The following is a 24,564-nucleotide window of genomic DNA, read 5'->3' as shown; positions in this document are numbered from 1 at the left end:
CTCCCAGAGGGAGAGGGGACTGACCGCAGTGCCAGTACAAGCAACACCGACGTGCGAAATCGAGCCGAACTCCGGTTTTGCAAGCAACACCAATCGGCTCCCTCTCCCTCGGGAGAGGGCTGGGGTGAGGGGTAAGTCCGCAACCGCGCCAAAAATCTCAAGCCAAACAACAGACTCAATTGATTTCAGCGTGTCGCAACGATAAACAACCTGGGAAATGGCAACAGTACCGAGCCATCCGCCAACGCCGGATACGCTTTCGCAACCTCCGCCAGATACTGTTCCAGGTACTGCGCCTGTTCCGTCTCGGTCAGCGGACTCAAAAACGGAATCAACCCGCTGCCCTTGAACCACTCCACCACTCCCGCCGCCCCGCTAGACAGTTGATGGTGATAGGTCGTGCGCCACACATCGACCCGCGCGCAGTGTGGCCGCAGCATCGAGAAATAATTACTGGCGCTGGCCATGTCAGTACGCTGCCCCGCAGCGCCGGAAAGCTTGCTCGCCCACGGGCCATTCGCAGCGACTTCACGCATCAAGCGATGGGACGGCTCATTGAGGTTATCCGGCATCTGGATCGCCAGACTGCCGCCGGCCGACAACTTGCGGACCAATGTCGGCAACAACGTCGCGTGATCCGGCACCCACTGCAGCACGGCGTTGGCGAAGATCACATCGAACGGCCCCGTATCGGCCCATTTATCAATCTCGGCCACCTCAAACTGCAGATCCGGCAAGCGCTTGCGAGCCGCGTCGATCATGTCTGCCGAACTGTCCAGGCCGCTGACCTTCGCCCCGGGAAAACGCTGCACCAGCAATTCCGTGGAGTTGCCGGGACCGCAACCGATATCGACCACTGTTCGCGCTTCGGGCGTGGGAATCGCCGCCAGCAGATCACGGGCCGGGCGGGTGCGTTCATCTTCGAAAGCGACGTATTGTTTGGCGGACCAACTCATTGCGTTCTCCTGTCGGGGCATGTCAGCGGTTCATCACGATACAGCGATCGGGCGCGCCTGCCTCTGCTACCAACGTCCGGTGAGATCCGCTGATTTGTAATTAGAATTTTCCACGCGCCGCAGATGTCTGAATTTCAAGCACTCCCTCCAATAAGGAACACGGCCATGAAATTCGCAAAGTTGTCGCAAAAACTCGCGTTGTGGGCAGGTAGCCCGAAGACCTTCATGGGGGCGTTGATTTTGATTGGGTTGTGGGGATTGAGCGGGCCGATCTTCGATTACAACGACACTTGGCAACTGATCATCAACACCTCGACGACCATCATCACGTTCCTGATGGTGTTCCTGATTCAGAACACGCAGAACCGCGACACCGATATTCTGCATTTGAAAATCGATGAATTGTTGTTGGTCACCAAAGAGGCACAGAACGCGATGCTCGGGCTGGAGGCGCTGGATCTCAAGCAGTTGGAAGCGTTGCGCAGGCACTACCGCTCGTTGGGCGAGGGCGAGGTGTTCAATCTTGAGGGGCTGGGCGACAAGAGCAAGTCAAAGCAGGATTTGAATGAGTGCTGATGGCAAATAAAAAGCAAAAGATCGCAGCCTTCGACAGCTCCTACACGAACTCTGCAGGCGCTGCCGAAGGCTGCGATTTCTTGATATTGATTAGCGGCTAGCCAGCGCGCGGGCCATCTCAAGGTGGCTTTGCAGTTTCGGCAGTGTTTCGTCGGCGAAAGCCTTGATCTCCGGAACGTCAGTGGTCTTGGCTTCCTGCTGAATCTGCTCGATGGCCTCTTCAGTGGCTTTGACCTGGCTGGCGGCGTAGGCCTGATCGAAGGTGTCACCGTCCTTCACTTGCGGCATCAATTCTTTGGCCTTGTCGGCCAGTTCTTCGCGGGGCGCCACGGGCAGGTCGAGTTTCTTGGCAATTTTCGCCAGATGCTGGTTGGCCGTGGTGCGGTCGTTGATGACGACGATGGTGTAGTCCTTGACCTCTTTCGATTCGGCTTTGCTGTGGGCCAGACGACTGGCCTCGATGTCGGCCATGCCTTTGGCCGAGGCATCGTTGATGAAATCGGCGGGCGACTGGGCAAAGGCACTGCTGGCACACAGGCCCAACAGCGATGCAAAACTCATGGTGCGTATACGGGTGGCCATCCGGCTCATGGTCGCGCCCTCCTTACTTGCGAAATTCAAGCGGGAGCTTACGCCCCCGCCTCTCAATCAAAACTACCTTCACCGACTACTTCGATTTCTGAGCGGGCTTGCGGCCCATGTCTGTTTTAGGCTCTTTGTCGACAGTCGTTGTGGTGGTTTTCCCACCTTTGCGACCTGCTTCAGAAGCCTTCGTTCGATCGTTGGCGAAGTTTCCCGAGTTCGAGTTTCTTGAGTTAGGCATGATTCTCTACCTCTTGGTAATGATCGTGGCGAGCAGGTGCCCGCCTAGGTTGAGAATTTTCTCGTCGGCAAAGGTTTAGAAAAATTGCAGCCGCTGCGACGAACGGCGCCGCTTTATCAAACCTGTCTAGCTGTTTGATTGCGCATCCGCGCGCGCACCTCAAGCCTTGTTCGGCATCAATCCCGGCAGCGCATGCATCAGCGCGTTGATGGCGAACCCGATAAACATCACGCCGCACAGTCGCGTGATCAACAGTTCATGGCGCTGATACAACGTGCGTACCCGCTGCGCGCCAACCACGCCGATGAGAATCGCGTAGGCCAGCAAGCCACCGAGGAAACTCAGGGCAATCAGCGCCGGCAACATCGACCAGTTGAGCAGTTCGGCGCGGCTCGACAACAACGCGGTGAACGTCGCGACGGCCACGGGATAGGCCTTGGGATTGGTCAAGCCGAACAGAATGCCGTGCCAGAACGGTTTGCGCGCCGCGCCTTGCGGTTCGTCACCGTTGCGGCGCTGGGCCCGCACCGCGCGCCAACCGAGCCAGAAAAGGTACAGACCGCTAAGCACACCGAGCACATCAAACGCGGTACTGCCGATTTCCCGGGCGCCGACAATGGCGATCAGCGCCGTGCTGCACCAGACCACATCGCCGAGCAGATGCCCACAAAGAAACCCCGCCCCGGCACGCCGCCCGTGGGCGGCACCGATGCCGAACACCGCCAGCACACCTGGCCCGGGCGTAATGCCGTAAATGAAACCCGAGGCCAGCACGGCCATTAGCAACGATGGAGTCATGGAAAACCTGCAAGCGCCAGAACACGTGGCCGCCAGTCTATATCAGCCGCTTGTGCCTGTTCACTGCTCGTCGTAAAAGCGCATGCCGGCGTACGGTTTTTGCCGACACGCTGCCAGTCGCGAAGCGAGATCGCCGACGTGGGCTTCGAGTTTGTGGCCGTCGGGATCAAGAAAGTAGAACGACGCACCTTCACTGCGGTTATCCCGCCACTCCTGCACATTCGCCGCTTTCAGCCTTTGCACGAAACCTGAAAAATCGGCCGCATCAAGGCTGAACGCGTAATGGGTGTAGTCGACACTCGCCTCGGCTTTGCGCAGCGGATCAAGCGACAGACACCACCACAAACCGGGCAGCGACAAGTAGGCACCGGTATCCCACGTGGCTTCGACGCGCAGCTGCAACACATCGCGATAGAACGCCAGGCTGCGGTGCAAATCGCTGACCGCGAGGGTCAGGTGGTTGAGGCCGGTGAGCATCGGGTCAGTAACCTCTGAGGTCTTCGGGGACGACGTATTGCTGGCCGTCGTAGGTCAGGGTGATCTGTTTTTGCTTCAGGCGGGTGGTATTGGACAGACACTCTTTACCCGACTGGGTGTTTTTCATTCTGCTGCCATTGGTGGTGACGATCAAATCGGCCAGCCCATGATGACTGGACAGGCCGATTTCTACGGTTCGGCGAATGGTCTTGGTATAGCCTTCGCAATCATTGATGAACTCACCGTTGTGCTTGGCAACCACCAGGCCCTCCAGCACCGGACGCAACTCATTGCCTTCGCGAACATACAGCGCCAGGTCAGTTTTCTCGTAGGGAATCGCGTGGGAACTGTGCGCGAACATTGAACGCAGACCGAAGGCCCGAACCTGCGGCGCCAGTCGATAGCGGGCGGTGTCGATACGCAGATCATCGAAGCGCACGGCATCGGAGTTGTAGGCGCCCGGTTTACGGTACGTGGCGATGGTTTGGTAATTGCTCGCGTTGACGATCGACAGATCCAGATCGAACACCCCGGCATCATCGCCACCGGCGTCAGGGATATAAGTGGATTTAACCGAAATCGCCTGGTTCTGCACAGCCGGCCAGACTTTGCAGCGCGACAGGATTTTACCGTCGAAGTCCTTGGTCTGGCAGGCGGCCTGGGCTTGAGAAGCGAGGGCCAGAATACTGAGGGCGATAAGGAATCTGGTGGGCGTGAGCATTATTCTTCCTTGATAAGAGTCGTATTAAGCAGGCCACTTACAGGCCTTTGAAGCCTTGCGGCAAGACGTAAGACTTTCCGTCATAACGCAATGTTGTGAGAACCGGCGGGTACTGGGTAATTTTATCTTCACAAGCCTCTGCGTCGCCCACACTGGTCGTGCCCGTTTGTTGAGTCTTGACGATCAGGTCCGCGTAACCATGGGAACTCGTTTTGGCGATTTCCACCGTTCTGGTAATTTCGCTGCGTACACCTTCGCAAACATCATTCCACTCGCCACTGTACTGGGAGACCAGCAACTGCCTCAGGACTGGGCGCAACGTTGCACCCTCTCTCACGTAGAGCGAGAGCTGCACTTCTTCCAGAGGATTGAGACGGGATGCATTAGTGACACGGGCACGCACACCGAAGGCACGGGAATCGGCAGCCACTTTGTAGCGCGCGGTATCGAGCGCCAGTTCCACCAAGGCTACGCCGTCAGTTTCGAAAGCAGCGGCTTGATGATAAGTGGCGACAGGAACTGATCGCCCATCCTGCGATACAGACAAATCAACATCGTAAAAGCCGTGTGAGTTTCCCTCGACATAATCGGAAGCGCGCTCGAACCTGGCCGTGGCGCTGATGGTCTGCCCGGGATAAGCCGGCCAGTCCTTGCAAACCGAAAAATCCAGATCCCCCGACACTGCCGGCGGCGTGCAATCGGCCAACGCCTGCCCGGCCAGCAACCCTGCGCACAATGCTGCACAACCGATCCAGCCAGACTTCACTGTCACTTCCTGCTCCTTGATTACTTTTTCAGCCGCGCACTATCCCCTGCTGTATCGACCCTTTCAACCGAATCATCAACACCTCAACGCGTATTTCGCCTTACCCTGAAGACGAACGGAACTGGCCCCTCTGTGTATTACCCTGTAGTGTCCTGTACTACACGTCACTACACCGAGCTATCCATGTCCGTTATGTCCCTGCGTATCCCAGACGAAATTGCCGACACCCTTGCCAATCTCGCCAAAGCAACCGGTCGCACCAAGTCTTACCTGGCGGTGGATGCATTACGTGAGTACCTGGCTCGGGAGGCCTGGCAAATCGAAGAAATCCAGAAAGCAGTAAAAGAGGCCGATGCTGGTGATTTCGCTTCTGCTGAGGATGTCAGGGCCATCGCTCAAAAATGGAATGCCAATGCGGGTTGAGTGGCTGAAAACTGCGTTAAAGAATCTCGATGATGAAGCTGCCTACATTGCGCTCGACAATCCCAAGGCAGCTTCAGAGTTTGTCCAGGCTATCTTCGCCAACATTGATCATCTCACCCGCTTTCCCTCATCAGGTCGCGAAGGTCGCCTCCCAGGCACTCGAGAGTGGGTCGTTCCTGACCGGCCCTATTTGATTCCTTATCGTGTTCGTCAAAGCCGGTTGCAGGTTTTGCGTATTTTCCATACCCGACGGCTCCCACCCAATGCTTGGTAGCAAGGGGCTGTGAGCATCGTTGTATGCCCTCCTCCATATTGTGCTTGACCCCGCTCAACTGGCTGGTGGGTAATTCTGCTGGGTTATTCAGTGTCTGGAAGTCCGTCTTCGCGAGCAGGCTCGCTCCCACAGGGGAATGCATTTCAAATGTGGGAGCGAGCTTGCTCGCGAAGGCGTCATTGCAGGCGCCGCAGATCTCAGAACTTGTCGAGCGTGCGTAATTTCTGCGGCAATCCCCACAACAGCAACGCCGCCGCAATCAGCGCCGCGACGCCAATGACATACAGCGCCGGCGTGGTGCTGCCAGTCAGGTCCTTGATCCGCCCGACCATCACCGGGCTGACGATCCCGCCGAATTGCCCCAGCGTGTTGATCACCGCAATCCCGCCCGCCGCACCAGCACCCGCCCCGGCCAACAACTTCGGTGGCAGGGTCCAGAAGCTCGGAATCGAGGCGATGATGCCGGCGCCGAGCAAGCCCAGAGCTACGATCAGGAACGTGGTGTGGCTGGCAAATATCCCCGCACTGAAGAAGCCGATCGCCCCGACAATGACCAGCCCGGCGACAAACTTGCGCCGCTCGCCGGTCGCGTCCGACAAACGCCCGATCACCACCATGCTGATCGCCCCGCAAATGTACGGAATGGCCGTCAGCAGACCGATCATCACCGGACTCTCGGTGCCGGCGCTGCGGATCAATTGCGGCGCCCAGAAATTCAAACCGTAGGACGCCACCTGAATCAGAAAATAGATCAGGCCCAAGGTCAGAAAACCGGGAATCTTCAACGCCGCCAGCAGCGAGCCGCCACTCTTGTGCGGCTCATGCTGGGCGATGCGGCTGGACAGCAGTTTCTTCTCGTCAGCGCTCAGCCAGTGCGCATCCTCAATACGATCCTTGAGCAGCGTCAGCACCAGAAAACCGAGGCCGATGCACGGCACACCGCCAAGCAGGAACAACCAGTGCCAACCGCGCATTTGCAGCACGCCGTCGAGGTGTTCCAGCACTAGCCCCGAGAAAGGCGCGCCGACCAGCCCGGCAAACGCCGAGGCGAGAAACAGCAGCGAAGTGATGCGGCCACGGAAATGCTGCGGGAACCATAGCGTCAGGTAATACAAAACGCCCGGGGCAAAACCGGCTTCCATCGCGCCTATCACAAAGCGCAGCGCGTAGAACTGCCATTCGCTGTTGACGAACACCATCGCTGCCGTGGCCACGCCCCAGGACATCATGATTCGGGCAATCCAGCGGCGCGCACCGACCTTGTACAACATCATGTTGCTCGGTACTTCGAAGAGCACGTAACCGACCACGAACAACCCGGCGCCGAGGCCGTACGCGGTGTCGCTCAGGCTCAGGTCAGTCTGCAATTGGAACTTGGCGAAGCTGATGTTGATGCGGTCGAAAAAGGCGAACAGGTAGCAGACCATGATCAGCGGCATCAGGCGCCAGGCGACTTTGCTGACCAGGGCTTTTTCGGCGTCGTGATCGACGGACGGACGGGCGCCCGCCTCCATTACATTGAGGCTCATAGCTTTCTCCAGGCGGACTGCCGGTGGGCGTCCGATTGTTTTTGTTGTCTGGTTATGACGCTCACTGTGGAGCGTTTTTTTGTGGGAGCGAGCTTGCTCGCGAAGGCGTCGAGTCAGTCGAAATCAAATGTGAATGACGCACCGTCTTCGCGAGCAAGCTCGCTCCCACAGGGGGATTTGTATATTCAGGTGGGGATCGGATGCAGGTCGCAGTTGCGCCCGGCCTTGGCCAGTTGCCCGGGGACTTCGTGGCCCAGCAGATCCGGCAAGCCGCGCGAGAGTTTCAGCAGCAGCGGCAAGTCGATGCCGGTGTGAATGCCGATCTCATCGCACAGGTTCACCAGATCCTCGGTGCAGATATTGCCCGACGCACCCGGCGCAAACGGGCAGCCACCGAGGCCACCCAGCGCCGCATCGAAACGCCGCGCACCGGCCTCGTAAGCCGCCAGCACGTTGCACAAGCCCAGACCCCGGGTGTTGTGAAAATGCAGGGTCAGATCCGCCGGCGCAACCCGTTGCAACACCCGCCGCACCAGCCGATCCACCTGGCGCGGATTGGCCATGCCGGTGGTGTCGGCGAGGGTAATGCCCGCAATGCCCAGCTCCTGGTACGCGTCGACAATCTGCAGCACGCGATCCTCGTCGATCTTGCCTTCGAACGGGCAACCGAAGGTGGTGGCGATGCTGCCATTGAGACGTACGCCAGAACCGCTGGTGAACGCGACGATGTCACCGAATGCTGCCAGCGAATCTTCACAACCCATGCGCATATTGGCCCTGTTGTGCGTCTGACTGGCGGACATCACCAGATTCAACTCATCGGCACCCGCCGCCAGTGCACGCTGTGCGCCTTTGAGGTTGGGAATCAACGCGACATAAAGGACGCCCGGTTGGCGTTGAATGCCGGTGAAGACCTGCTCGCCGTCACGCAGCGCCGGAATGGCTTTCGGTGAAACGAACGAGCCGGCCTCGATACGGCTGAAACCCGCCAGCGACAGTTGATCGATGAGGGCGATCTTGTCCGCGGTTTCCACCCACGTCGGCTCGATCTGCAAGCCGTCGCGCGGTGAGACCTCCTGGACGATCAGGGTTTGCGAATAGTCGGTGATCATTGCACCACCCCTTGGCTTTTCAGGCGTTCGATATCGAGTTCAGTCAGGCCGAGGCCAGCGAGAATACCGTTGGTATGCTGGCCGAGTGTCGGCCCCGACCAGTTCACGCCGCCGGGGGTTTCCGAGAGCTTCGGGACGATGCCGGGCATCTTCACCATCGCCCCGCCGGGCAGTTCGGCGTTGAGCAGCATGTCCCGTGCCTGATAGTGCGGATCGGCAACGATGTCGGCCACCGAATAAATGCGCCCGGCCGGCACTTCAGCCGCTTCCAGCGCCGCGAGCACGTCGTCGATCGGCAAGCTGCTGGTCCAGTGGGTGATGGCGGCGTCGAGCAAACCACTCTTGGCGGCGCGGCCATCGTTGTGGGCGAATTCCTCGGCATCAGCCAGATCATCGCGCCCGATGGTGTGCATCAGCCGCTTGTAAATCGGATCACTGTTGCCGGCGATCACCACATAAGCGCCGTCGGCCGTGAGGTACGTGTTGGACGGGGCAATGCCCGGCAAAGCGCCGCCGCTGCGTTCGCGGACATGGCCGAGCATGTCGTATTCCGGCACCAGACTTTCCATGACGTTGAACACGCTTTCGGCCAGCGACACGTCGACCACTTGCCCACCGCCCTGCCCGGTCTTGACCCGCAGCAACGCCATCAGTGCGCCGATCACCGCGTGCAGCGAGGCCAGCGAATCACCGAGGCTGACACCGACCCGCGCCGGCGGCGAACCGGGGGTGCCGGTGGTGTAGCGAATGCCGCCCATCGCTTCGCCGATTGCGCCAAAGCCTGGACGATCACGGTACGGGCCGGTCTGGCCGTAACCGGAAATACGCACAAGGGTGAGATTGGGGTTGAGCGCGTGGAGTACATCCCAGCCGAGGCCCAGTTTTTCCAGTGCACCGGGGCGCAGGTTTTCGATGATCACGTCAGCATCGCTGGCGAGTTGCTTGACCAGATCGATGCCTTCGGCGGATTTCAGGTTGAGTGCCAGGGATTTTTTGTTACGTGATTGCAGGTACCACCACAGCGACGTGCCTTCGTGCAGCTTGCGCCATTTGCGCAATGGATCGCCCTGACCCATGGCTTCGATCTTGATCACTTCGGCGCCGAATTCGGCAAGCATGCGCGCGGCAAACGGCGCGGCGATCAGCGTGCCGATCTCGATCACTTTGATTGCACTCAAAGGGGCAGTCATCGCGGGGGACCTCTTGTTCTTGGAATATGCCGCCAAGGCTAGAGGAACGATGATCGGACAATCCAGCCGTCTCTCGGCAATGGGCGTTCGCGAAATGCGAACGCTCTGCGGGAGGCGCTGGGTTAGAGGCCGCCTTCGCGGGCAAGCCCGCTCCCACAGGGATCAAGGTCTGCCGCAAAATGTGCATGCACCACAAAAAACTGTGGGAGCGGGCTTGCCCGCGAAGAGGCCGGAACATTCACTGGAGATCTAAGCGCCCTGCCCCCGCAAATGCTCAAACAACAACCGACTCACCGGCGATAACCCAGCCTCATCCCGCACCACCACAATCAACGCGCGATCCGACCAGTCATCGGTCAACGGCACTGCGTGCAACCCCAGCGCCTGGCCGAACAATTCATAAGCGCGCTGCGGCAAAATGCCGATGCCCATGTTGGCCTGAACCATCCGGCACACCGCATCGAACCCCGGCACATGAATACGAATGCGCAGGACTTTACCGGCCTGTCTCGCCGCCGAGTGGGTGCGCCTGTTGATCGAACTGGCCGCGTGCAAGCCGACATAATCACTGTCCAGAGTTTCAGCGAACGCCACCGATTCACGCGGTGCCAATGGATGCCCCGGCAGCATCACCACCACCAGTTTGTCCTGACGGTACAACACGCTGTGCAGGCCTTTGGTGTCGCTGTCGTTGGAGCAAATACCGAGATCCGCCACGCCATCGAGTACGCCCTGAATCACCCCGGCACTGGGCCGCTCTTCAAGGTCGGTCTTGACCTGCGGATGCTGCGCGGAAAAGTCGCGCAAGTCTTCGGGAAGAAACTGAATGATCGCCGACAGGTTCGCCAGCATGCGCACATAACCGCGCACACCATGGCTGTGCTCGCCGAGTTCCAGGCCCATTTTCTCGACGTTGAACAGCATTTGCCGCGCATGGTGCAGCAAGGTTTCCCCGGCCGGGGTCAGCTTCATGCCCTTGGCCTGACGCACGAACAGGCTGATCCCGAGCGCCTCTTCCAGCTCCATCAGCCGTTTGCTCGCCGCCGACACCGCGATGGCTTCGCGCGAGGCGGCACGGGTCAGCGTGCCCTCTTCGTGCACGGCGACAAACAGTTGCAGGGTGATCAGGTCGAGGCGGCGGATCAGGCTTTTTTGCAGCATGCGAGACTCGGCAGTGGCAGCGCGAACGAGCGCTGAGCATACCGCCGTTCGCCGCCGCTGTACCCGCTTCAGAACGCGTTGCGAAAGATCTCCTCGATCTGGCGCTGATCCGCCGCCCGCGGATTGGTCAGGCCGCAGGCGTCTTTCAGGGCATTGGTGGCGAGCACCGGAATGTCGCTGAGCCTGGCACCGAGTTCACGCAAGCCACCCGGAATCTCGACATCCCTGGCCAGGCTACGGATTGCGTTGATCGCCGCCTGCGCACCCTCTTCGGCACTGAAACCGCGAATGTCGGCGCCCATGGCGTGGGCAACGTCGGTCAGCCGATCGGCACAGACCAGCGCGTTGAACGTCTGCACATGGGGCAGCAACACGGCGTTGCACACGCCGTGGGGCAAGTCGTAGAAGCCGCCCAACTGATGCGCCATCGCATGCACGTAACCGAGCGATGCGTTATTGAAGGCCATACCGGCGAGGAACTGCGCATAAGCCATGTTCTCCCGCGCGGCGAGATCACCGTCATCGCGCACGACCAGGCGCAGGTTGTTGCTGATCAGGGTCATGGCCTTCAGCGCGCAGGCGTCGGTGATCGGGTTGGCGGCGGTCGAGACATAAGCTTCGATGGCATGGGTCAACGCGTCCATACCAGTGGCGGCGGTCAGGCCTTTGGGCATGGCGACCATCAGCTCCGGATCGTTGACCGACAGCAGCGGCGTAACGTTGCGATCGACGATGGCCATTTTCACGTGGCGCGATTCATCGGTGATGATGCAGAAGCGGGTCATCTCGCTGGCGGTGCCGGCGGTGGTGTTGATCGCGATCAGTGGCAGTTGCGGCTTGCTCGATTGGTCGACGCCTTCATAGTCACGGATCTGCCCACCGTTGGTCGCGCACAGAGCAATGCCTTTGGCGCAGTCGTGCGGCGAACCACCGCCCAGCGACACGACGAAATCGCAGCGACTTTCCTTGAGCAGCCCCAGCCCGGACTCGACGTTGGCGATGCTCGGATTGGGTTTGGCACCGTCAAAAATCACCGAATCGATGTCCTGCATCGCCAGTTTTTCGGCGATCATGCTCGCCACGCCGGCCTTGGCCAGCCCCGCGTCGGTAACGATCAGCGCCTTGCGAAAGCCGTAGTTGCGGATCGCGACCATGGCTTCGTCGAGGCAGCCGCTGCCCATGATGTTTACCGCCGGAATAAAAAAGGTGCTGGTCATACGTGCATCTCCTGACAGGGGCTGAATCGACTGCCGCGAACCGGCGGACAGGCACAGCATCGACCGATCGGTCACGGCCGATGTTGATCTGGCTCAATGCCGGCTCGTGATAAAGTCGCCGCTCATCAGCCCCTTTGTTTTGAGACGCCTGCGCAATGACCGATTTTCTGGATGTCGACGCCACCCTCGAAGACTGGAACGCCTTGCGCGCCACCAGCGCCTTCAACGGCCTGCTGGTGGGCAATGGCGCCAGTCGTGCGATTTGGGATGATTTCGGCTACGACTCGCTGTTCGAAAACGCCCGAACCGTTGAGGAGAAACCAATGAGCCCGTCGGAACTGGCGGTGTTCGACGCCCTGCAGACGCGCAGTTTCGAGCAAGTCCTCGGGGCGCTGAAAACCACCAGCCGGGTCAACAAGGCGTTGGCCGTCAGCTCGGCGGCGCCGCGCAACCGTTACTATGCGATCAAGGAAGCGCTGATCAACACCGTGCATGCCGTGCACATTCCGTGGCGGCTGGTCAAAGCCTCGACGCTGGCGACGCTGAATGAAGAACTGGCGCGCTATCGCACGGTGTTCACCACCAATTACGACTTGCTCAACTACTGGGCGCTGCAACACCGCAGCGAGGCCATCGACGACTTGTTCAACGGCGCAAATGCCAGCTTCGATCTGGCCGAAAGCGCCACCGACAAACCGCGCTTGCTGTACCTGCACGGCGGTCTGCATCTGGTGCGCAATCAGGACGGCACTGCACGCAAACTGACCTCAACCAAAGGCACATTGCTCGGCAGCTTCGCGATCAACAACACGATCAAGACGCTGGATGACGTGCCGCTGTTCGTCACCGAAGGGCCGAGTGCGGACAAGCTCAAGACCATTCGCAGTTCGGATTATCTGTCGTTCTGTTACGAGCAGTTGTTGGGGCATGGCGGCAGTTTGTGCATTTTTGGCCATGCCTTGGGCGAGCAGGATGCGCACATTGTTCGGGCGCTGCGTTTGGCGAAGCCTGCGACGGTGGCGATCTCGATTTTTCCGCGCAGTGCGGCGTTCGTTCAGCATCAGAAGCGCCATTACGCGAAAGTGTTCGAAGGCACGGGCGTTGAGTTGCGGTTTTTTGATGCCAAGACGCATGCGCTTGGCAACCCGAAATTGTCGGTGCCGGTCGAGGTTTAGTGGCGAGGCTAGCGACGCCATCGCGAGCAGGCTCACTCCTACAGGGGAGCGCATTTCAACTGTAGGAGTGAGCCTGCTCGCGATAGCTTTAGCCCAATCAACTCATTCTTCGCTGCTGTGCACCACCACCAGCAACTGCGCCTGCACCTCGCCCACCGAGCGGATCCGGTGCGGTTTCTGCGCATTGAAGTGCAGTGCATCGCCGCGCTCCAGCAACACCTTCTCGTTCATGAAATCCACTTCCACCTGGCCTTCGTGGACGAACAGAAACTCCTCGCCCATATGCTCCTTGAAGGTCTTGTCGGTGAATTCGCCTGGCGGGTAGATGATGAACGGCAGCAGGTTGCGTTCGCTGACCTGATGGGCCAGCACCGCATAGCCGGGGCTCTGATCATTCGCCGCCAGTGACTGGCGCTCATGACTGCGCACCAGGCTGTAGCTGTCGAGGCTGACGCTGTCTTCGGAGAACAATTCCTCGACTTTCACGTTCAGCGCCTTCGCCAGTTTCAACGCGGCAGCAATCGACGGGGTGTTCAGCCCGCGCTCGACTTTGGACAGATAACTCTTGGTCATGCCGGATTTTTCGGCCAATGCTTCAAGGGTTACGCCAAGTTTTTTTCTCAACAATTTCAAACGGATAGACATGCGCGGCGGTTATTCCAGCTAGGAAGCGACGATTCGTGCTTGCCAATGACACTTTGTGTCATATAGCCTCTCTCGTGTCATTTGCTCTCACCCAAAGGACACAGACATGGCCAAGACATTAGCACTACCCAAAGACCAACTGGTCAAGCAAGCGCTGACCCAGATGCAAAAAAGCCTGGCGGATAATACGTGGACGGACCGGCAAAAGCTGGCCCTGACTTGCCGGATACTCTTCGAGAACGGTCACGACTCCGGTCTGGCCGGACAAATCACCGCCCGTGGGCCGCAGCCCGGCACCTATTACACTCAGCAACTGGGCCTGGGTTTCGACGAAATCACCGCGAGCAATCTGCTGCTGGTCAACGAAGACCTGGAAGTCCTCGAAGGTCACGGCATGGCCAACCCGGCCAATCGTTTCCACAGCTGGGTGTACCGCGCCCGACCGGATGTGAACTGCATCATCCACACCCATCCGACCCACGTCGCGGCGCTGTCGATGCTCGAAGTGCCGCTGCAGATTTCTCACATGGACCTGTGCCCGCTGTACGACGACTGCGCGTTTCTCGAAGGTTGGCCGGGCGTGCCGGTGGGCAATGAAGAAGGTGAGCTGATTGCCGGCGCGCTGGGCGACAAACGCGCGATCCTGCTTTCGCACCACGGTCAGTTGTCGACCGGCACAACGATTGAAGAAGCGTGTGTCATCGCCCAATTGATCGAACGCGCGGCCAAGCTGCAACTGCTGGCGATGGCGGCCGGCACGATCAAACCGATCATTCCCGAGCTGGGCCGCGAGGCGCACGACTGGATCGCCAAGCCGAAGCGCCACGCCGCCGCCTTCAACTATTACGCCCGGCAGAACCTGCGCCAACACGCCGATTGCCTGAACTGAAACCTTTACGGAGAGACTTCCATGTCCACTATTCACGGCATCATCGGCTACACCATCACCCCGTTCGGCGCCAACGGCGAAGGGCTGGATCTGCCAGCACTCGGGCAATCGATCGATCGCCTGATCGACAGCGGCGTCCACGCCATCGCGCCGCTGGGCAGCACCGGCGAAGGCGCTTACCTGAGCGATGCGGAGTGGGATCAGGTTGCCGAGTTCAGCATCAAACACGTGGCCAAACGGGTGCCGACCATCGTCAGCGTCTCTGACCTGACCACTGCCAAAGCCGTGCGCCGCGCGCGTTTCGCCGAAGCTCACGGTGCCGATGTGGTGATGGTGCTGCCGGCCTCGTACTGGAAGCTCACCGAGGCAGAAATTCTCGCCCACTACCGCGCCATCGGTGAAAACATCGGTGTGCCGATCATGCTCTACAACAACCCGGCCACCAGCGGCACCGACATGTCCGTTGACTTGATTCTGCGCATCGTCCATGGCGTGGAAAACGTGACGATGGTCAAGGAAAGTACCGGCGACATTCAGCGCATGCACAAGCTGCAATTGCTCGGCGACGGTCAGGTGCCGTTCTACAACGGTTGCAATCCGCTGGCGCTGGAAGCGTTTTCCGCCGGGGCGAAAGGCTGGTGCACCGCGGCGCCGAACTTGATTCCACAACTGAATCTGGACTTGTACGCCGCATCGTTGGCGGGAGATCTGGAGCGCGCGCGGGAGCTGTTCTATCGCCAGTTGCCGCTGCTGGACTTCATTCTCAAGGGCGGCTTGCCGGCGACGATCAAGGCCGGGTTGCGTCAGACTGGTCTGGAGGTGGGCGATCCACGCTTGCCGGTGTTTCCGCTGAGTGAAGCGGGCCAGACTCAGCTGCAGGCAATCCTGAAAACCCTGCGCTGATCTCACTGCAATGTACAAAAACCTGTGGGAGCGAGCTTGCTCGCGAAGGCGTCAGTTCAGTCAACATCGATGTTGAATAAACGACCGCTTTCGCGAGCAAGCTCGCTCCCACAGGGGATTTTGGTGGATTTGAAAGTGAGGTCAGAGAACCGGCAAGGTCTTGTCCTTGATCACTTTGCTCGGTCCGTTCGCCTTGACGCTGGCAATGCCTTTATCGCACGCCGCGTCCGAGGAATACGCTTCGCTGCTGCCGATGACCTGATGATTGGCGGCTTTCAGATTGAAGTAAGGATGGCCATCCTTTGTCGACTTCTTCTCGTAGCGCTCATCCAGCGGGCTGTTGGTTTGCACTGCCGAGATGCCGCCGTCGGCCGCAGCGCGAGTGGTGTACAGCTCGCTGGTCAGAATCGTTTCGGCATTCGCCGCTTTCAGCACGAACCTGAACTGGCCGTTGCTGCTTTTACTGATTTCGTACCATCCGGACATGCTCGTTTCTCCTTGGCGATTGAGAGCTTTCGCGCTTCAGAGTAAAGACCAGTCCAGAACATCTGTCGCCTGTACCGGCCCCTTCGCGAGCAGGCTCGCTCCCACATTTGAGCGCATTCCAGTTGGAGAACGCGGTCGATAGTGGGAGCGAGCCTGCTCGCGAATGAGGCAACTCGGTGCCGGCTATTTCACCACAGCCCGCACCACCGACAACTCCGGCGCACTCACCCGCCGCTGACTCAGATAGCGCATACAGCTCACCCGCAAGAACGAGGCAAAATTCACCACCTCCCCGCGATAATCCATCACCTCCTCATACAACTTGGCGATCAGTTGGTTGGTGGTCATGCCGTCAACCTCAGCGATTTCGCTGAGAATGTCCCAGAACTGATTCTCCAGGCGCAGCGTCGTCACCACGCCGCAGATGCGCAGCGAGCGCGAGCGTGATTCGTAAAGAATCGGGTCAGCCTTGACGTAGAGCTCGCACATCGGCGAATCCTCGTTACAGGGTGATTTTTGTGCCGAGCAAGCCGAGGAAACCGGCCAGCCAGTTCGGATGCGCCGGCCACGCCGGGGCAGTGGCCAGATTGCCCTGAACGTGGCCGTCCGTCACCGCAATGTCGATGTACGTACCGCCCGCCAGTCGTACTTCCGGCGCGCAGGCTGGATAGGCGCTGCATTCGCGACCTTCAAGCACGCCCGCCGCCGCCAGCAATTGCGCGCCGTGGCAGACCGCTGCAATCGGTTTGCCGGCCTTGTCGAAGGCGCGCACCAGGTCGAGGACTTTTTCGTTGAGGCGCAGGTATTCCGGCGCACGTCCGCCGGGGATCAACAGCGCGTCGTAATCGGTCTCGCTGACCTTGGCAAAGTCGTAGTTGAGCGCGAACAGGTGACCAGGCTTTTCGCTGTAGGTCTGATCGCCTTCGAAGTCATGGATCGCCGTGCGCACGGTTTGGCCGGCAGCCTTGTCCGGGCATACGGCGTGGACGGTGTGACCGACCATTTGCAGGGCCTGGAACGGCACCATCACTTCATAGTCTTCGACGTAATCGCCGACCAGCATCAGGATCTTTTTCGCGGCCATTGGGAGGACTCCTCTGGAATTTACCTGTGAGTGTTCAAGGTAGACCTATTCGGGAGTGACGGGTAACAACGGGCTACTACCGAGTTGACGCCATCGCGAGCAGGCTCACTCCTACAGGGGTACGCATTTCAACCGTAGGAGTGAGCCGGCTCGCGATGGCGTCCGCAAACTGTACGGATAAGTCTGTGCCTAGCTGTAACAGCCCGAAACGCCCGGTTTATGGCTTTATGAAGGTCATTCCCTGCCACCTTCAAATCCGGTCCCCATCATGTCCTCGCGCGAAAACACCGGCATGGCCCTCGGCCTGCTCGGCGTGGTGATCTTCAGCCTCACCCTGCCCTTCACCCGCATCGTGGTGCAGGAACTGCATCCGCTGCTCAACGGTTTGGGGCGCGCGTTGTTCGCAGCGATTCCGGCGGCGTTGCTGCTGTTGTGGCGGCGTGAGAAGTGGCCAACCTGGCAGCAGGTCAAAGGCCTGAGCCTGGTGATTGCCGGGGTGATTCTGGGTTTCCCGGTGTTGTCGGCGTGGGCCATGCAGACGTTGCCGGCGTCCCACGGAGCGTTGGTCAACGGCCTGCAACCGTTGTGCGTGGCGTTGTATGCCGCGTGGTTGTCTCACGAGCGCCCGTCAAAGGCCTTCTGGGCTTGCGCGGCGCTGGGCAGTGCGTTGGTGCTCGGTTATGCCTTGTATACCGGGGCCGGCAGCATTCAGGCGGGTGACTTGCTGATGCTCGGCGCGATTGCCGTCGGTGGTCTGGGTTATGCCGAGGGTGGCCGCTTGGCCAAGGAGATGGGCGGCTGGCAGGTGATCTGCTGGGCGCTGGTGTTGTCGACGCCGCTGTTGATCGGGCCCGTGCTGTATCTGGCGCTGCAACATCAAGGCGCGGTGTCGGCCAAGACCTGGTGGGCATTCGGCTATGTGGCGCTGTTTTCGCAGTTTCTCGGCTTCTTCGCCTGGTACGCCGGTTTGGCCATGGGCGGCATTGCCCGGGTCAGTCAGATCCAGCTGTTGCAGATCTTCTTCACCATCGCGTTTTCGGCGTTGTTCTTTGGTGAACATGTCGAGCCGATCACTTGGGTGTTTGCCTGCGGGGTGATTGCGACCGTCATGCTAGGCCGCAAGACGGCTGTGAAATCAAATGTGGGAGCGAGCTTGCTCGCGAAGGGGCCATAACAGTCGACATCATCGTTGCCTGTCAGTCCGCTTTCGCGAGCAAGCTCGCTCCCACAGGGGCAAAGTCAGGCCAGGTAGCCGTCAGCGCGCAGCAGGGTTTCCAGGCAGTGTTCGCTGATGTGGTAGAAGGCCTTCAACTCTTCAATCTTCACCAACAACTGCGCCGGGTCGACCGGCTCGGCGCGTTTCACCGCGAGAATCATTTTGTTCTTGTTGGTGTGTTCCAGCGAGATGAACTCGAACACTTTGGTCTCATACCCGCAGGCCTCAAGAAACAACGCACGCAAGCTGTCGGTGACCATCTCCGCCTGCTGGCCCAGGTGCAAACCGTATTGCAGCATCGGCTTGAGCAACGCCGGGCTCTGGATCTGCAAGCGGATCTGTTTGTGGCAGCACGGCGAGCACATGATGATCGACGCGCCCGAGCGGATGCCGGTGTGGATCGCATAGTCGGTGGCGATGTCGCAGGCATGCAGGGCGATCATCACGTCCAGTTCGCTCGGCGCGACACTGCGCACGTCACCGCACTTGAACACCAGCCCCGGATGATCGAGTTTTGCCGCAGCGGCGTTGCACAGGTTGACCATCTCTTCGCGCAGCTCGACGCCGGTGACCTCGCCTTCAGCCTTGAGCGTGTTGCGCAGGTAATCGTGAATCGCGAACGTCAGGTAACCCTTGCCCGAACCGAAATCCGCCACGCGCACCGGTTTGTCCAGCGCCAGCGGCGACGAGGTCAGCGCATGGCTGAACACTTCGATGAACTTGTTGATCTGCTTCCACTTGCGCGACATCGCCGGGATCAGCTCGTGCTGGGCGTTGGTCACGCCGAGGTCCTTGAGGAACGGTCGGCTCAATTCAAGGAAACGGTTTTTCTCGCGGTTGTGCTCGGCGGACGGCGCTTCACGCAATTGCTGAGGTTTGCTCTTGAACAGCGAAGGCTTGCCCTTTTTGCTGTACTCCAGCTGCGCTTCGTCGGTCAGCGCCAGCAAGTGCGCATTCTTGAACGAGCCTGGCAACAGCGCGGCAATCGCCGCCACACCTTCAACCAAGGGCAGATTCTTGGTGATATCGCGGGTCTTGTAGCGATAGACGAACGACAGGTTCGGTTGCGCTTTGACGGTCACCGGTTTGATGATGACCCGCTGCAGATCCGCTTCTTCACCAACGTACTTGGCCAGCACCAGTTTGATGAAGCCGTTCTGCTCAAGGCTGGTTTGCAGCAGCTCGATGAACTGGGCGTGGTGATCGGGCGCGGGCTGGATGGACGGGGCGGTAACGGACATGGAAAAGCGGCCTCGGACGGGCGAAATCGGGAATGGCGGGTATTTTAGAGGGGATGGGGGTTGGGGACACGCGCTTATTTACCCAACGGTTTTAAAAACGGCCCTCACCCTAGCCCTCTCCCAGAGGTAGAGGGGATTGACCGAGGTGTTTTCACGAGTTACGCCGACCTGAGATACCGAGCCGAACTCAGGTTTGAAAAATTTGCTTTTAATCCCTAATCGACTCGGTTCCACAGGTCGATGTCGAGCGCCAGACACCTCGGTCGGCCCCCTCTCCCTCCGGGAGAGGGCTGGGGTGAGGGTTTGTCTTACCCCAGCACAATCAACCGATTCGGCAACTCATTGCGCACCTGCGTCACCGGCACATGCACTTTGAGCAACTCCCCACACGCTTCGATACAGGTGACAAACCCTTCCAGCGTACGCCCTTGCCTGACCTGCTCGGTAAACGCTGCCACAATCGCATCCCAACTCTTGTTATCCAGCCGCTGGGAAATCCCCTCATCCACCAGAATCTCCACATACCGCTCCGCCTCACAGACAAAAATCAGCATACCGGTGCTGCCCACCGTGTGATGCAGGTTCTGTTCGAGAAATTGCCGCCGCGCCAGGTTCGACGCGCGCCAGTGCCGCACGCGGCGCGGGATCAGATGGGTGGTGATTTTCGGCAGACGAAACAGCAGGCACAGCACGATAAATGCGCCCCACTGCACCAACAGCAGGCTGTGCATGGTCAGCCATCCGGTCAGGTAGTGCACGACGCCCGGCACCACCAGTGCCAAAAGGCTCGCCCACAACAGCGGGATGTACGCATAGTCATCGGCGCGGGCGGCCAGTACCGTCACCAGTTCGGCGTCGGTATCGCGCTCGACCCGGGCAATCGCCTCGGCGACCTTGCGTTGTTCGTGTTCGGTCAGTAGTGCCATGTTGAAAAGTGCCTGCTCATTGTTCTTCTGATATCACCAGCCGCCGGACGAACCACCGCCGCCGAAACTGCCCCCGCCGCCGCTGAAGCCCCCGCCTCCACCACCGCCGCCAAAACCACCGCCACCGCCAAAGCCGCCTCCTCCTCCGGAGCCACCCCGACCGGCAGGCAGGATACCGAGCATCTGGCAGACAAACACCGTCAGGATGAACAACATCACCAGAAATACGAACAATCCCGGATGCCGCGAGATGAAATCATCGGACGGATCACCGCTGGATTCATACACCGTCGACGGCTCGTCGAGCGGATTGCCGCCCAGCACCACCAGCATCGCTGCCACACCGTCGCTGATGCCTTTGCTGAAATGGCCGCTCTTGAATGCAGGAGTGATCACTTGATGAATGATCACAGAAGTCTGCGCATCGGTGAGCCGGTCTTCCAGGCCATAACCCACTTCGATGCGCAGTTTGCGCTCGTCACGGGCAACGATCAGCAGCGCACCGTTGTTCTTGTCCTTTTGCCCGATGCCCCAGTGCCGCCCGAGCTGAACGCCGAAGTCCTCGATGGTCGTGCCTTGCAGATCCGGCAGCGTGACCACGACCAACTGCTCACCGGTCGCCTGCTCATGGGCCTGCAACTGCTGGCTCAGTTGCGCGCGCACCGATGGCTCAAGCATCTGCGCTTCGTCCACCACCCGCCCGCTCAGCGCCGGGAACGTCAACTCGGCCCGGGCGCTGACGGCGAACAGCCACAGCATCAGCACCAGGCCCATCTTCAACACGCGCATGGACAACCTCGAATCAGAATTTCACTTCCGGGGCCTTTTCCGCGCCGGGCGTGGTGGCTTCGAAGGTTTCGCGGATCGGCAGGTCGCTGTACATCACGCTGTGCCAGAGGCGACCGGGGAAGGTGCGAATCTCGGTGTTGTATTTCTGCACCGCCAGAATGAAATCGCGGCGCGCCACGGCAATGCGGTTTTCCGTGCCTTCAAGCTGCGATTGCAGGGCGAGGAAGTTCTGGTTGGCTTTCAGATCCGGATAACGCTCGGATACCACCATCAAGCGGCTCAATGCGCCGGTCAGTTGATCCTGCGCCTGCTGGAACTGCTTGAGCTTCTCGGGATTGTCGAGGGTGCTGGCGTCGACCTGAATCGACGTCGCTTTCGCCCGCGCCTCGATCACAGCGGTCAAGGTTTCCTGCTCATGAGCGGCATAACCCTTCACCGTTTCCACCAGATTGGGGATCAGGTCGGCGCGGCGCTGGTACTGGTTCTGCACCTGGCCCCATGCAGCTTTGGCCTGTTCGTCGAGGGTCGGGATATTGTTGATGCCGCACGCGGTCAACAGCGTGGCCAGCACCAACAGCGTGGCGACCTGCAGACGTGAGCGATAGGTTGGACTTGCATTCATCGCAGTGATGCTCCTTGGCACATATCATTATAAAAACCGAGCGCGAAACATTCTCAGCGGGCTCTTGGGGCATAATCGGCCGCGTCGCTGGATTACGACGGGGCAATGGGCTAAAAAGTGCCCTGCGTGATCATGCTGCCAAGTGTCGGCTGCCGTTTTTGGCTCTGTTTCATTGAGCCTGTACCCGAACAACAATAGTCGCTCCCTAAATTTTGGCTGGCCGGCGTTGCATTGCCGCTTGGGCCCTTGAGAAAAACATTCATGAAGAAGCTGTGTTTGCTGGGTCTGTTCGTCAGCCTGGCCAGTCATCAAGTATTGGCCGCCACGACCCCGGTACCCCTGGAAAACAAGGACGCGTTCATCAATAACCTGATGAGCCAAATGACCCTCGATGAAAAGATCGGCCAGTTGCGCCTGATCAGCATCGGCCCGGAAATGCCCCGCGAACTGATCCGCAAAGAGATCGCCGCCGGCAACATCGGCGGCACGTTCAACTCGATCACCCGCCCGGAAAACCGCCCGATGCAGGACGCTGCCATGCGCAGTCGCCTGAAGATTCCGATGTTTTTCGCGTACGACGTGATCCACGGTCACCGTACGATTTTCCCGATTCCGCTGGCCCTCGCCTCGAGCTGGGACATGGACGCCATCGGCCAGTCCGGGCGCGTTGCCGCTAAAGAAGCTGCTGCCGACAGCCTCGACATCACCTTCGCGCCGATGGTCGACATCTCCCGCGACCCGCGCTGGGGCCGTAGCTCCGAAGGTTTTGGTGAAGACACCTACCTGACTTCGCGCATTGCCGGGGTCATGGTGCGCGCCTATCAGGGCGCCAGCCCGAGCGCTGCCGACAGCATCATGGCCAGCGTCAAGCACTTCGCCCTGTACGGCGCGGTCGAGGGCGGTCGCGACTACAACACCGTCGATATGAGTCCGGTGAAGATGTACCAGGATTACCTGCCGCCGTACCGCGCCGCGATCGATGCCGGCGCTGGCGGTGTGATGGTTGCGTTGAACTCGATCAATGGCATTCCGGCCACGGCCAACACCTGGCTGATGAATGATCTGCTGCGCAAGGACTGGGGTTTCAAAGGCCTGGCGGTCAGCGACCACGGCGCGATCTTCGAACTGATCAAGCACGGTGTGGCCCGCGACGGTCGTGAAGCGGCGAAGCTGGCGATCAAGGCCGGTATCGACATGAGCATGAACGACACCCTGTACGGCAAAGAACTGCCGGGGCTGCTCAAGGCTGGCGAGATCGAACAGAAAGACATCGACAACGCCGTGCGCGAAGTGCTCGCGGCCAAGTACGACATGGGCCTGTTCAAGGACCCGTACCTGCGCATCGGCAAGGCTGAAGATGATCCGGCCGACACCTACGCCGAGAGCCGTCTGCACCGCGCCGAGGCCCGTGAAGTGGCGCGTCGCAGCATGGTGTTGCTGAAGAACCACAACGAAACCTTGCCGCTGAAGAAAGACGCGAAAGTCGCGCTGGTCGGCCCATTGGCCAAGGCGCCGATCGACATGATGGGCAGCTGGGCCGCCGCCGGGCGCCCTGCGCAATCGGTGACGCTGTTCGATGGCATGAGCTCGGTGATCGGCGACAAGGCCAACCTGATCTACGCCCGTGGCGCCAACATCACCAGCGACAAGAAGGTGTTGGACTACCTGAACTTCCTCAACTTCGATGCGCCGGAAGTGGTCGATGACCCGCGCCCGGCCAACGTGCTGATCGACGAAGCGGTGAAAGCCGCCAAGGACGCTGACGTGATCGTGGCTGCGGTGGGCGAATCCCGTGGCATGTCCCACGAATCCTCCAGCCGTACTGACCTGAACATCCCGGAAACCCAGCGCGAGCTGATCCGTGCGCTGAAAGCCACCGGCAAACCGCTGGTGCTGGTGCTGATGAACGGCCGTCCGCTGACCCTTCTCGAAGAGAACCAGTCGGCTGACGCGATTCTGGAAACCTGGTTCAGCGGCACCGAGGGTGGTAACGCCATCGCTGACGTGCTGTTCGGCGACTACAACCCGTCGGGCAAACTGCCGGTGACTTTCCCGCGCTCCGTGGGCCAGATCCCGACCTACTACAACCACCTGAGCATTGGCCGGCCGTTCACGCCGGGCAAACCGGGCAACTACACCTCGCAGTATTTCGATGACACCACCGGGCCGCTGTTCCCGTTCGGGTATGGCCTGAGCTACAGCCAATTCGCCCTGAGCGACATGGCGCTGTCGTCGACCACCCTGAACGCCACTGGCAAGCTCGACGCCAGCGTGATGGTGAAAAACACCGGCAAGCGTGACGGCGAAACCGTGGTGCAGTTGTACATCCAGGACGTCACCGGTTCGATGATCCGCCCGGTGAAAGAACTGAAGAACTTCCAGAAGATCATGCTCAAGGCCGGCGAACAGAAAGTCGTGCATTTCACCATCACTGAGGATGACCTGAAGTTCTACAACGCCCAGCTCAAGTACGCGGCAGAGCCTGGCAAGTTCAACGTGCAGATCGGCCTGGATTCCCAGGATGTGAAGCAGCAGAGCTTTGAATTGCTGTAACCGCAACAACAC

Annotated in this window: 28 protein-coding genes; 8 read left to right on the top strand and 20 right to left on the bottom strand. The window is 59.7% G+C overall.

The window, feature by feature from the left end:
- Window positions 1–185: 185 nt before the first annotated feature.
- Window positions 186–956: a trans-aconitate 2-methyltransferase gene (tam, locus tag ACM6IV_RS18820; RefSeq protein WP_414871144.1), complete on the bottom strand. Its 771-nt coding sequence runs from the start codon at window positions 954–956 to the stop codon at window positions 186–188.
- A gap of 165 nt (window positions 957–1,121) precedes the next feature.
- Here tam and ACM6IV_RS18815 point away from each other — a divergent pair, with 165 nt between their 5' ends.
- Window positions 1,122–1,532: a low affinity iron permease family protein gene (locus ACM6IV_RS18815; protein WP_414871143.1), complete on the top strand. Its 411-nt coding sequence runs from the start codon at window positions 1,122–1,124 to the stop codon at window positions 1,530–1,532.
- A 90-nt stretch (window positions 1,533–1,622) separates the two neighbouring features.
- On the opposite strand, the gene ACM6IV_RS18810 is transcribed toward ACM6IV_RS18815, so the two are convergent.
- The 6 genes from ACM6IV_RS18810 to ACM6IV_RS18785 all read right to left on the bottom strand — a co-directional run bounded on the left by ACM6IV_RS18810 (window position 1,623) and on the right by ACM6IV_RS18785 (window position 5,123).
- Complete coding sequence (locus ACM6IV_RS18810; protein ID WP_414871142.1) at window positions 1,623–2,123, bottom strand: DUF4142 domain-containing protein; 501 nt, start codon at window positions 2,121–2,123, stop codon at window positions 1,623–1,625.
- Between the two features lie 76 nt (window positions 2,124–2,199).
- Window positions 2,200–2,355 (bottom strand): KGG domain-containing protein, encoded by a 156-nt coding sequence (locus ACM6IV_RS18805; protein WP_077045875.1) that lies wholly within the window; start codon window positions 2,353–2,355, stop codon window positions 2,200–2,202.
- Window positions 2,356–2,514: 159 nt separating this feature from the next.
- Window positions 2,515–3,153, bottom strand: a complete 639-nt coding sequence (locus ACM6IV_RS18800; RefSeq protein WP_116028846.1) for a LysE family translocator — start codon at window positions 3,151–3,153, stop codon at window positions 2,515–2,517.
- 60 nt (window positions 3,154–3,213) lie between these two features.
- Window positions 3,214–3,630 (bottom strand): fosfomycin resistance glutathione transferase, encoded by a 417-nt coding sequence (gene fos / locus ACM6IV_RS18795; protein WP_414871141.1) that lies wholly within the window; start codon window positions 3,628–3,630, stop codon window positions 3,214–3,216.
- A 4-nt stretch (window positions 3,631–3,634) separates the two neighbouring features.
- Window positions 3,635–4,351, bottom strand: a complete 717-nt coding sequence (locus ACM6IV_RS18790) for a hypothetical protein (RefSeq protein ID WP_414871140.1) — start codon at window positions 4,349–4,351, stop codon at window positions 3,635–3,637.
- A 37-nt stretch (window positions 4,352–4,388) separates the two neighbouring features.
- Window positions 4,389–5,123 carry a hypothetical protein gene (locus ACM6IV_RS18785; protein WP_414871139.1) on the bottom strand — a complete coding sequence of 245 codons (735 nt, stop codon included), beginning with the start codon at window positions 5,121–5,123 and terminating at the stop codon, window positions 4,389–4,391.
- Between the two features lie 177 nt (window positions 5,124–5,300).
- On the opposite strand from ACM6IV_RS18785, the gene ACM6IV_RS18780 reads away from it, so the two are divergent.
- Window positions 5,301–5,540, top strand: coding sequence for a CopG family ribbon-helix-helix protein (locus ACM6IV_RS18780; protein ID WP_414871138.1), 240 nt, complete (start codon window positions 5,301–5,303; stop codon window positions 5,538–5,540).
- Complete coding sequence (locus ACM6IV_RS18775; RefSeq protein WP_414871137.1) at window positions 5,530–5,814, top strand: type II toxin-antitoxin system RelE/ParE family toxin; 285 nt, start codon at window positions 5,530–5,532, stop codon at window positions 5,812–5,814. The genes ACM6IV_RS18780 and ACM6IV_RS18775 overlap by 11 nt, the downstream gene beginning before the upstream one ends.
- Before the next feature lie 197 nt (window positions 5,815–6,011).
- Here ACM6IV_RS18775 and ACM6IV_RS18770 read toward each other — a convergent pair whose 3' ends face one another.
- From ACM6IV_RS18770 to yiaY, 5 genes are all read right to left on the bottom strand, one after another.
- On the bottom strand, window positions 6,012–7,343 hold the full coding sequence (locus tag ACM6IV_RS18770; RefSeq protein ID WP_414871136.1) for an MFS transporter: 1,332 nt from the start codon (window positions 7,341–7,343) through the stop codon (window positions 6,012–6,014).
- A gap of 185 nt (window positions 7,344–7,528) precedes the next feature.
- Complete coding sequence (locus ACM6IV_RS18765; RefSeq protein WP_414871135.1) at window positions 7,529–8,455, bottom strand: hydroxymethylglutaryl-CoA lyase; 927 nt, start codon at window positions 8,453–8,455, stop codon at window positions 7,529–7,531.
- Window positions 8,452–9,645, bottom strand: coding sequence for a CaiB/BaiF CoA transferase family protein (locus ACM6IV_RS18760; RefSeq protein WP_414871134.1), 1,194 nt, complete (start codon window positions 9,643–9,645; stop codon window positions 8,452–8,454). The genes ACM6IV_RS18765 and ACM6IV_RS18760 overlap by 4 nt, the downstream gene beginning before the upstream one ends.
- A 249-nt stretch (window positions 9,646–9,894) precedes the next feature.
- On the bottom strand, window positions 9,895–10,806 hold the full coding sequence (locus tag ACM6IV_RS18755) for a LysR family transcriptional regulator (RefSeq protein ID WP_414871133.1): 912 nt from the start codon (window positions 10,804–10,806) through the stop codon (window positions 9,895–9,897).
- A 68-nt stretch (window positions 10,807–10,874) separates the two neighbouring features.
- A complete protein-coding gene (yiaY, locus tag ACM6IV_RS18750) occupies window positions 10,875–12,023 on the bottom strand; it encodes an L-threonine dehydrogenase (RefSeq protein WP_414871132.1) in 1,149 nt (382 codons plus the stop codon).
- Window positions 12,024–12,178: 155 nt separating this feature from the next.
- Between yiaY and ACM6IV_RS18745 the strand changes: the two genes are divergently transcribed.
- Window positions 12,179–13,198 carry a DUF4917 family protein gene (locus ACM6IV_RS18745; RefSeq protein ID WP_414871131.1) on the top strand — a complete coding sequence of 340 codons (1,020 nt, stop codon included), beginning with the start codon at window positions 12,179–12,181 and terminating at the stop codon, window positions 13,196–13,198.
- Between the two features lie 102 nt (window positions 13,199–13,300).
- Here ACM6IV_RS18745 and ACM6IV_RS18740 read toward each other — a convergent pair whose 3' ends face one another.
- A complete protein-coding gene (locus ACM6IV_RS18740) occupies window positions 13,301–13,843 on the bottom strand; it encodes a helix-turn-helix domain-containing protein (protein ID WP_414871130.1) in 543 nt (180 codons plus the stop codon).
- 106 nt (window positions 13,844–13,949) lie between these two features.
- Here ACM6IV_RS18740 and ACM6IV_RS18735 point away from each other — a divergent pair, with 106 nt between their 5' ends.
- Both ACM6IV_RS18735 and ACM6IV_RS18730 read left to right on the top strand, forming a co-directional pair.
- Window positions 13,950–14,732 carry an aldolase gene (locus tag ACM6IV_RS18735; RefSeq protein ID WP_007911518.1) on the top strand — a complete coding sequence of 261 codons (783 nt, stop codon included), beginning with the start codon at window positions 13,950–13,952 and terminating at the stop codon, window positions 14,730–14,732.
- A 21-nt stretch (window positions 14,733–14,753) separates the two neighbouring features.
- A complete protein-coding gene (locus ACM6IV_RS18730) occupies window positions 14,754–15,635 on the top strand; it encodes a dihydrodipicolinate synthase family protein (RefSeq protein WP_414871129.1) in 882 nt (293 codons plus the stop codon).
- Window positions 15,636–15,776: 141 nt separating this feature from the next.
- Here the strand turns inward: ACM6IV_RS18730 and ACM6IV_RS18725 are convergent, their stop codons facing one another.
- The 3 genes from ACM6IV_RS18725 to ACM6IV_RS18715 form a co-directional block, all read right to left on the bottom strand.
- The gene (locus tag ACM6IV_RS18725) at window positions 15,777–16,121 is read right to left on the bottom strand and encodes a YegP family protein (protein WP_414871128.1); all 345 of its coding nucleotides are present in this window, start codon (window positions 16,119–16,121) and stop codon (window positions 15,777–15,779) included.
- Window positions 16,122–16,304: 183 nt separating this feature from the next.
- Window positions 16,305–16,610, bottom strand: a complete 306-nt coding sequence (locus ACM6IV_RS18720) for a ribbon-helix-helix domain-containing protein (protein WP_007916314.1) — start codon at window positions 16,608–16,610, stop codon at window positions 16,305–16,307.
- A 13-nt stretch (window positions 16,611–16,623) separates the two neighbouring features.
- Window positions 16,624–17,205, bottom strand: a complete 582-nt coding sequence (locus tag ACM6IV_RS18715; RefSeq protein ID WP_414871127.1) for a DJ-1/PfpI family protein — start codon at window positions 17,203–17,205, stop codon at window positions 16,624–16,626.
- 268 nt (window positions 17,206–17,473) lie between these two features.
- Here ACM6IV_RS18715 and ACM6IV_RS18710 point away from each other — a divergent pair, with 268 nt between their 5' ends.
- Window positions 17,474–18,379: a DMT family transporter gene (locus ACM6IV_RS18710; protein WP_331695012.1), complete on the top strand. Its 906-nt coding sequence runs from the start codon at window positions 17,474–17,476 to the stop codon at window positions 18,377–18,379.
- Window positions 18,380–18,444: 65 nt separating this feature from the next.
- Here ACM6IV_RS18710 and ACM6IV_RS18705 read toward each other — a convergent pair whose 3' ends face one another.
- From ACM6IV_RS18705 to ACM6IV_RS18690, 4 genes are all read right to left on the bottom strand, one after another.
- The gene (locus ACM6IV_RS18705; RefSeq protein ID WP_414871126.1) at window positions 18,445–19,662 is read right to left on the bottom strand and encodes a class I SAM-dependent methyltransferase; all 1,218 of its coding nucleotides are present in this window, start codon (window positions 19,660–19,662) and stop codon (window positions 18,445–18,447) included.
- 308 nt (window positions 19,663–19,970) lie between these two features.
- Window positions 19,971–20,588, bottom strand: coding sequence for a TPM domain-containing protein (locus ACM6IV_RS18700; RefSeq protein ID WP_414871125.1), 618 nt, complete (start codon window positions 20,586–20,588; stop codon window positions 19,971–19,973).
- A 33-nt stretch (window positions 20,589–20,621) separates the two neighbouring features.
- The gene (locus ACM6IV_RS18695) at window positions 20,622–21,377 is read right to left on the bottom strand and encodes a TPM domain-containing protein (RefSeq protein ID WP_414871124.1); all 756 of its coding nucleotides are present in this window, start codon (window positions 21,375–21,377) and stop codon (window positions 20,622–20,624) included.
- A gap of 13 nt (window positions 21,378–21,390) precedes the next feature.
- Window positions 21,391–21,999: a LemA family protein gene (locus tag ACM6IV_RS18690; protein ID WP_414871123.1), complete on the bottom strand. Its 609-nt coding sequence runs from the start codon at window positions 21,997–21,999 to the stop codon at window positions 21,391–21,393.
- Between the two features lie 261 nt (window positions 22,000–22,260).
- Here ACM6IV_RS18690 and bglX point away from each other — a divergent pair, with 261 nt between their 5' ends.
- Complete coding sequence (gene bglX / locus ACM6IV_RS18685) at window positions 22,261–24,552, top strand: beta-glucosidase BglX (protein ID WP_414871122.1); 2,292 nt, start codon at window positions 22,261–22,263, stop codon at window positions 24,550–24,552.
- Window positions 24,553–24,564: the final 12 nt, after the last annotated feature.

The organism is Pseudomonas sp. IT-347P (genome assembly GCF_949768005.1).
Taxonomy (GTDB): domain Bacteria; phylum Pseudomonadota; class Gammaproteobacteria; order Pseudomonadales; family Pseudomonadaceae; genus Aquipseudomonas.
This window is presented reverse-complemented; position numbering and strand designations above follow the sequence as displayed.